At 48.8% G+C, this 6319-nt stretch carries 9 protein-coding genes and 2 pseudogenes; 2 read left to right on the top strand and 9 right to left on the bottom strand.

Annotated elements, in window-relative coordinates; all coding sequences use genetic code 11:
• The 8 genes and pseudogenes from BM258_RS24045 to BM258_RS24010 all read right to left on the bottom strand — a co-directional run.
• A pseudogene (locus BM258_RS24045) lies at positions 1-185 on the bottom strand (IS6 family transposase); the annotation flags it as partial.
• Positions 186-220: 35 nt separating this feature from the next.
• Positions 221-673 (bottom strand): dienelactone hydrolase family protein, encoded by a 453-nt coding sequence (locus tag BM258_RS24595; RefSeq protein WP_175528233.1) that lies wholly within the window; start codon positions 671-673, stop codon positions 221-223.
• A gap of 170 nt (positions 674-843) precedes the next feature.
• Complete coding sequence (locus BM258_RS24040; RefSeq protein ID WP_090075777.1) at positions 844-1239, bottom strand: type II toxin-antitoxin system death-on-curing family toxin; 396 nt, start codon at positions 1237-1239, stop codon at positions 844-846.
• A complete protein-coding gene (locus BM258_RS24035; protein WP_090075776.1) occupies positions 1236-1472 on the bottom strand; it encodes a type II toxin-antitoxin system prevent-host-death family antitoxin in 237 nt (78 codons plus the stop codon). Before BM258_RS24035 ends, BM258_RS24040 begins: the two co-directional genes overlap by 4 nt.
• Before the next feature lie 109 nt (positions 1473-1581).
• On the bottom strand, positions 1582-2214 hold the full coding sequence (locus BM258_RS24030; RefSeq protein WP_090075775.1) for a tyrosine-type recombinase/integrase: 633 nt from the start codon (positions 2212-2214) through the stop codon (positions 1582-1584).
• 425 nt (positions 2215-2639) lie between these two features.
• Positions 2640-2849, bottom strand: coding sequence for a cold-shock protein (locus BM258_RS24025; protein ID WP_090075774.1), 210 nt, complete (start codon positions 2847-2849; stop codon positions 2640-2642).
• 513 nt (positions 2850-3362) lie between these two features.
• Positions 3363-3572, bottom strand: a complete 210-nt coding sequence (locus tag BM258_RS24015) for a cold-shock protein (protein WP_090075779.1) — start codon at positions 3570-3572, stop codon at positions 3363-3365.
• A gap of 302 nt (positions 3573-3874) precedes the next feature.
• Positions 3875-4699 (bottom strand): transglutaminase-like domain-containing protein, encoded by an 825-nt coding sequence (locus BM258_RS24010; RefSeq protein WP_090075772.1) that lies wholly within the window; start codon positions 4697-4699, stop codon positions 3875-3877.
• A gap of 332 nt (positions 4700-5031) precedes the next feature.
• On the opposite strand from BM258_RS24010, the gene BM258_RS24005 reads away from it, so the two are divergent.
• Both BM258_RS24005 and BM258_RS24000 read left to right on the top strand, forming a co-directional pair.
• The gene (locus BM258_RS24005; protein ID WP_090075778.1) at positions 5032-5292 is read left to right on the top strand and encodes a type II toxin-antitoxin system ParD family antitoxin; all 261 of its coding nucleotides are present in this window, start codon (positions 5032-5034) and stop codon (positions 5290-5292) included.
• Complete coding sequence (locus BM258_RS24000) at positions 5282-5572, top strand: type II toxin-antitoxin system RelE/ParE family toxin (protein ID WP_090075771.1); 291 nt, start codon at positions 5282-5284, stop codon at positions 5570-5572. The genes BM258_RS24005 and BM258_RS24000 overlap by 11 nt, the downstream gene beginning before the upstream one ends.
• 80 nt (positions 5573-5652) lie before the next feature.
• Here BM258_RS24000 and BM258_RS23995 read toward each other — a convergent pair.
• Positions 5653-6213, bottom strand: a pseudogene (locus BM258_RS23995) (hypothetical protein); the annotation flags it as partial.
• Positions 6214-6319 lie beyond the last annotated feature (106 nt).

Below are 6319 nucleotides of genomic sequence, written 5' to 3'. Positions count from 1 at the left end.
TTGATTGTGCTGTGGTCAACTTTAAAGCCGCGCTCAAGGAACATTTCTTCCAGATCCCGATAGCTCAGTGGATACCGCAGATACCAAGATACCGCTTGTATAATCAGCCATGCCTCAAATTGTCTGCCTTTGAAATCATCTTTCGATTTCCGTTTTAGTTTTTCGGCAATGGAATTGAGAATCATACGGAGCTCCTTCAACAAATTGGAGCTCCTTTTCATCATCCAAATCTCACGGCTGGGTTAACGACAAAAGTTTGCGACACGCCCCTTGAAAGCCATTCGGTTGATGGTCTCCCAGGGTCATCTGCACCAAAAAATACTTGATTGGGTGTTGAAATAGTCGCTTCCTCCCGCAATCGAGTAGACGAAATGCAGAATATTGCGGTGAAATAAAGCCCTGCTGCTGCGGCCCGCCAAAGCGCAGTACCACCCGCGCTGTAACCAATCCCAACACAGTCACCACTCAAAGTCTGCTTGAGAATCCGGACAACTTCATCCATGCCGTCATCATAGAATAGATATCTATGCAGTGCCTCTCCCCATAAATCGGGCCTACCACACAGATCATTCAATGCAAATCGACTTACATTCGGCTTGGTCTCAAGCTTGCTAAGAATGCATTGCTCATGTTTGGGTTGATCGTGGATGTCTGTTACTATGCAAATATTCATCGACGGTTCGTATCACTGCTCATAATATGTCGCTAACCTACCTTAAGGATAGGAAAATGGCGAGCTTTGGTTCGCAGATGGGTCGCCTGATCGGTGGAAATGCTGCGTTGCGTTCGAATGGCAGCAATGGGAAATAAATGTTGAATGGCGAGAGTCCGCAATGGGCCGGCTTAGCTCTCGTCATTGTGGCAATAGGCTTGAAAGTGCTCTGCGGCTTCATCCCGATAAATCAGGCCTTGTGCCAGTTTTTCCATGATATCAGCGTGTTCAACACCCCGAGCGGCATCCAGATCATATCCGTTCAATGCCAAGAACAAGTCGGCCGATTGAAACGCAGTTCTTTTGTTGCCGTCAATAAAAGGATGATTGCGAGCTATGCTTTCAGCATAACTTGCTGCGAGCTGGAACACATCATCTTCTCCATACGCGTAAAGGTTCTGAGGACGGGCAAGAGCGGAAGCCAGCAACCCTGTGTCCCTTATCCCCTGAGCACCTCCTCCGATATCGATCACGCATTCATGCAACCGCGCTACGAGCTCTTCGGAAACCCACTTCGGATCGGTCATCGATTGGCAAGCTCAATGATCGTATTGCGATGTTTCTCAAGGCGCTGTTCCATGAGCAGTTCGATCTCGGGGGAGATGCCGTTCTGTGTTCCGGTCAAACGGCGATACTCGTCAGCAGACATCAAAACGAGGCGGTCACGCTGATGGCTGGTAATGATGACGGGTTCGTTCATGGCTGCATCACTGAAAGCACCAATGTTATTCTTGAATTCCGTTGCGCTCACTCGGGTCATTTTGGCCTCCTTGGAAGATCTGTGCTTGAAAATAGTATATGGCCAAATTGTCCATTTTGTCCACCCACTGTTGAACGTTGAGGTGGGCGATATCGCCGACCCTGAGTTTTCAAATCTCAACACCTTCGGAGATTGCAAGGGCATTATCAAGTTCGACACCGAGATAGCGAACCGTGCTGTCCATCTTGGTGTGGCCCAGCAACAGCAGGACTGCTCTCAGATTGCCGGTTTTCTTATAGATCTGGGCGACCTTGGTTCGCCTCATTGAGTGGGTGCCATAGGCGCTGGGGTCAAGACCGATGGATTGCACCCAATCCTTTAACAGCCGAGCATATTGGCGTGTGGAAATGTGAGGTTGATCATGGAAACGCCCAGGCCATAGATAGGCGTGTCCGATCATCAAAGGATGATTGATCCACTCTTGCAGGGATTTCCGTGTACCCTCGGTAATTTCAAAACGAACGGGCTTGCCTGTCTTGCTTTGCAGAATGGAAACACGCTCTTTGATCGCCCCGGATACGAAGACGTTAGAAACTTTGAGACGCACCAAATCGCAACCTCGTAGTTTGCTGTCGATTGCCAGATTGAAAAGGGCCAGATCACGGACTGCACCAGCCTGTTCAAGTCTGACGCGAATTGCCCAGACATGTTTTGGCAAGAGTGGGCGCTTCTGCCCAATAATCCTGCCATGATTCCAAGCATGCTTGGCAGGGACCACCACAGGCAAATTGAAGGTAGACATGGAAGTTCCCTCCTTACATTGCCCTCCCACCCAGCAACCAGTTAATGGGAACCCAACTATGATCAGATATTAAAGAGCCTACAATTGTTCCAAGGATGGTTCGAGAACCGTTTAGTTTTGAAGGGTCAACCAATGCTGCAGCTTGCTCCAGTGGCTGCTATGGGGAAATGGCTTTATGGCAAATGCCCGTCGGCGAAAGGCAGCAATGGGCCGCGATTACCAGTACCATTGAGTACTGAAAGCCAGATGATTATGCACTGCACCAGTCCGCTTGGAGGCAAAACGACAGACGTCTTGTCAGGTGGCCCTCACGTATCTAAGTAGGAATTTAGGTGGCCACGGCACCTTCTGAAGCAACACTTTGTTGCCGGTTTGTTCCGCTGCAAACATCAAGCCGGCATGAATCATGCCGGCTCGGTAGCTTATCAGTCAGCGGCTTGCAGATTGACTGCGGAGCTTTTTCCATCGCGACCGGATTCCAACTCGTAGGAGATCTTCTGGCCTTCTGTAAGGGAGAAAATATCAGAGCGTTCGACTGCTGAGATGTGAACGAAAGCATCTTTGCCGCCGTCATCAGGAGCAATGAAACCGAAACCTTTGGTGGAATTGAAAAACTTAACTGTACCAGTAGTCATATTACTGAGTTCCTTTTAAATATAACGCCCGCGAAATGCGGCGAATTGGCAGCCTCAACGTCGAATGCTGGGCCGAAAGGAACAGAATTACGAAATTAAATAGCATTCTTTACTTAGACTGTCTGTTCGGAAATAGCTAGCGTTATTTTAAAATTTCGAAATATATTTTTTCTTGATAGTGTTTTCGAAAACTTTACATCATAGCAATAATAATTGAAAGCTAGCCAACTCAAGGCTGCAATTCAGCGCCTGTTAACGAACCTTCTGGCGTCTTCGTACAGGGCTTTTTGTCACATTTCGGGTTTGGTCTTCGCTTTCTTTGGCGAGCCGTAGCGCCCTAAGCCGAGATATATTTTCGCGGGTTTTAAAGGCCCGCTCTTCCTGTTCGCTTATAGCCTCCTTTTGAGACTTCTGAACAGCGGCTAGCCGTGCTTCTGCCTTGGATCTGGCAATACTGATCATTCGCTACTCCTTGTGTGAAAAGATTGCGCCCATGCGCAGTCAACCATATTTTTAATCAACGAGTTGGAGATTGACGGCCTGCCGTTTGCCGCCAGTGTTTTTATGCAGTTCATAGGAAAGCTGCAAGCCGTCGATGAGGCTGGTCAGTCCTGCCCGCTCGATATCTGAGATATGAACGAGAGCCTCTTTGCTGCCGTTGTTCGGTGCAATAGCGCCGAAGCCTGTCGTTGCATTGTAGTATTTCACTGTACCAATTGTCATGATTGATGCCTCTTCGAACATGTCCAGACCCAGACCCGCTCTGAGAAACATACAAAACCAAGTAGGCCGCAGGGAGTAGGCTTTCATAATCTGGAAATCTTAATTGGAAGGCAGAAAGAATTTTTGTGCCGTCTTTGCGGATATGCTATATATAGAGACAAATATTTATTTTGCAAGCTCATTAAATTTTGACCAATCCCAATCAGACAAATTGGTTTCAACTTTATAGTTACAATAAAACTTCTATTTCATGGAAAATCAATATTTGCATGAGCGTCGGAAGACTACAAAATTGTGTCGTCTTAGCACGAGGAACTACTGTTTGGCACTTCATCTATCCAGACAGAGAAGCCCGTTAGTTCGTGATGTCCGAAACTGTGAGCCATTGGCACATCAGCCGCATCTCGACCGCGAGCAATAAGAACGCGGCCAAAGCGGAGGTCGTTGTTGCGCGGATCGAACACCCACCAACGTCCTCCGAGAAAAACCTCCATCCAGGCGGCAAAATCCATTGGCGCATCCACCACTCCCTGCCCCACATCGCTAATGTAGCCCGTGCAGTAACGAGCAGGAATATTGAGGCCGCGGCAAAGGGTAATTGCCAGGTGGGTAAAGTCGCGACATACACCAACTCGCTCTTGATGCGTTTCCAGAGCAGTCCGGGTCGGCCTCGAATGTTCGTAGCCGAAGAGAATTTGATTATGAACATAATCGCAAACGGCCTGAATACGCTGCCATCCCAAAGGGGTGTGGCCAAAGGTCTGCCATGCAAAATCGGAAAGCAAGTCGGATTCGCAATATCGGCTGGGCAGAAGATAGGTCAGCACCTCGCTTGGCAACTGCTCGACCGGCATCTGAAGAGCGTCTTCATTGATGGGATCCGGAGAGCCAGAATCTCTGATGACGCCGTCAGTGGAAATCGTGACCGTACCTGCGGGTGCCAAAATCCGGTTGCCCCAGTTTCCAAATGGATCCCTGAATGCCTCCACCGGAATAGCAGGATCAACAACCAGAAGATCTGGGCGTTCGAGATCGCTGGCACGTGAATAATGCACATTGAGTAGCAGAATCATCGGAGTGGGAGCAGGAAGGGAAAAAGAAAATCGGCACCCAAAGTTCATTCGCATATCTGCGTTCCTTCAGCTTGAAATCGATTGGGGCTGAAAGAAATCGCAACCAGATCAGCCGACAGGTTGAACCGATCTTACCATAGACATCCAATGGTTGCACGCCTTCAATCGCAATGAAATTTCGGCGCAGCAGCGAATGTCCGGAAAGTCCGCCAAGCAGCCATCTGGGCTATGAGAATGCTGCATTTCGTTTGAATGGCAGGGATGTGGCGTTTCCGTGGGTCATTCACCTTGCTCTTAATTAGCTCCGATCCTCCTTCTCTATCCAACATCGATATCTTGGCAAAGTTTGCCAAGATATGATATATAGCAGCATTGGAGGTTCTCTAATGGCAACAATGAATGTTTCGCTCCCGGAACCCATGAAAGATTGGGTGACTGAGCAAACCGCTGACGGGCGGTATAGCAATGCTAGCGATTATGTGCGCGATCTCATTCGCCGCGATCAGGCTAGAGCGAAGAAGATCGCGGCGATGCAAAGCCATGTGGATGCAGGTTTAGCAAGCGGTGTCAGCTCTCTCTCAATGGAAGACATTAGACAGATGGCACGAACAAAAGCTGGCCTGACCACCTCCCAAAATGAGTTATAGACTATCGCGGAAAGCTCAAGATGAGATCATAGATATCTACCTCTATGGCATTGAGCGCTATACTGAGCAGCAGGCTGAAAACTACCATGCAAGCCTGTCGACCACCTTTGACATACTGGCCCAGAACCCTGAGCTGGCGCGTGAACGAACAGAGCTTCATCCGCCCGTTCGAGTTCACCCCCATGGGTCACATCTCATCATCTATCGGGTAGAGAATAATCGAGACATCTTCATCATCAGCATACGCCATGCAAGAGAAGACTGGCTGGATGATATTTAGTTCATCACTCAGCATGCCGATTGATGGCGTTTGAAGCCGCTGCAACATTCTCTTCGAAGCGCCTCAGGAACTGCACAGCATCAGCTAATGGTTTCGACATGCCTTGTGACAAAGTTCTGAACAGCGAGAAACAGATCCTGAGAGTGACCCGCCAGTCCAAAATAGTCCCGCATATTTATTGTTTTGGCTGCTCCATTCTCATTTGCAACTCTGCTTTTCGGGCGTTGAACCCGTTCTTTAGTCTTCGGCTCCTTGCCACCAAAGAAGATAGAAAGATAGGCTTCCTGAATGGCTAGCGCCTCGCGAACCTCGGCATTTTCCCCTGCAAAGGATTCCAGAAACTTCCTCCAGCGACGATGCTTTTTCTGTTTCCTGAATCTCTTCCAAGCACGATGCTTTTTCAGGGATGGATCGAGTGGTTCCCTTTTGTAGGTTCGATCCTTATCGGTGTTCAGGCCGATCCGGTTATTGTCGATGGCGACATAAGGGCCAAAGCGCTTTTCAAGTTCCGCTTTCGAGAAGGACCGGTCCACATTGCTTGCCTTGTCATGTACACCTGTTCCTTGATCGACAAAAACTAAGCCATTGCCGCGCGTCTTGATAACCACACCAAGTATGTCGAGCTTTTCGTGGAACTCTGCCCAGGAAGAAGACGGGCTCGTCGCAAAGTTTTATGCAGGCCTTGTTTGTGCCGGAAACGGCCTCGTCTTCATGCTTCGTTAACTTTTTGAAGTCCGAAGAGGAGAG

The sequence above is a fragment of the Cohaesibacter marisflavi genome (assembly GCF_900115225.1).
GTDB classification, from domain to species: Bacteria; Pseudomonadota; Alphaproteobacteria; order Rhizobiales; family Cohaesibacteraceae; genus Cohaesibacter; species Cohaesibacter marisflavi.
The sequence above is the reverse complement of the archived record's forward strand: the minus strand, read 5'-3'. Positions and strand labels throughout refer to the sequence as shown.

Bases quoted from the DNA above. Each gene is read 5' to 3' on its own strand.
- BM258_RS24000 (WP_090075771.1), top strand. From the start codon at position 5,282: ATGAGTTATAGACTATCGCGGAAAGCTCAAGATGAGATCATAGATATC.
- BM258_RS24005 (WP_090075778.1), top strand. From the start codon at position 5,032: ATGGCAACAATGAATGTTTCGCTCCCGGAACCCATGAAAGATTGGGTG.
- BM258_RS24025 (WP_090075774.1), bottom strand. From the start codon at position 2,849: ATGACTACTGGTACAGTTAAGTTTTTCAATTCCACCAAAGGTTTCGGT.
- BM258_RS24030 (WP_090075775.1), bottom strand. From the start codon at position 2,214: ATGTCTACCTTCAATTTGCCTGTGGTGGTCCCTGCCAAGCATGCTTGG.
- BM258_RS24040 (WP_090075777.1), bottom strand. From the start codon at position 1,239: ATGACCGATCCGAAGTGGGTTTCCGAAGAGCTCGTAGCGCGGTTGCAT.
- BM258_RS24010 (WP_090075772.1), bottom strand. From the start codon at position 4,699: ATGCGAATGAACTTTGGGTGCCGATTTTCTTTTTCCCTTCCTGCTCCC.
- BM258_RS24035 (WP_090075776.1), bottom strand. From the start codon at position 1,472: ATGACCCGAGTGAGCGCAACGGAATTCAAGAATAACATTGGTGCTTTC.
- BM258_RS24595 (WP_175528233.1), bottom strand. From the start codon at position 673: ATGAATATTTGCATAGTAACAGACATCCACGATCAACCCAAACATGAG.
- BM258_RS24015 (WP_090075779.1), bottom strand. From the start codon at position 3,572: ATGACAATTGGTACAGTGAAATACTACAATGCAACGACAGGCTTCGGC.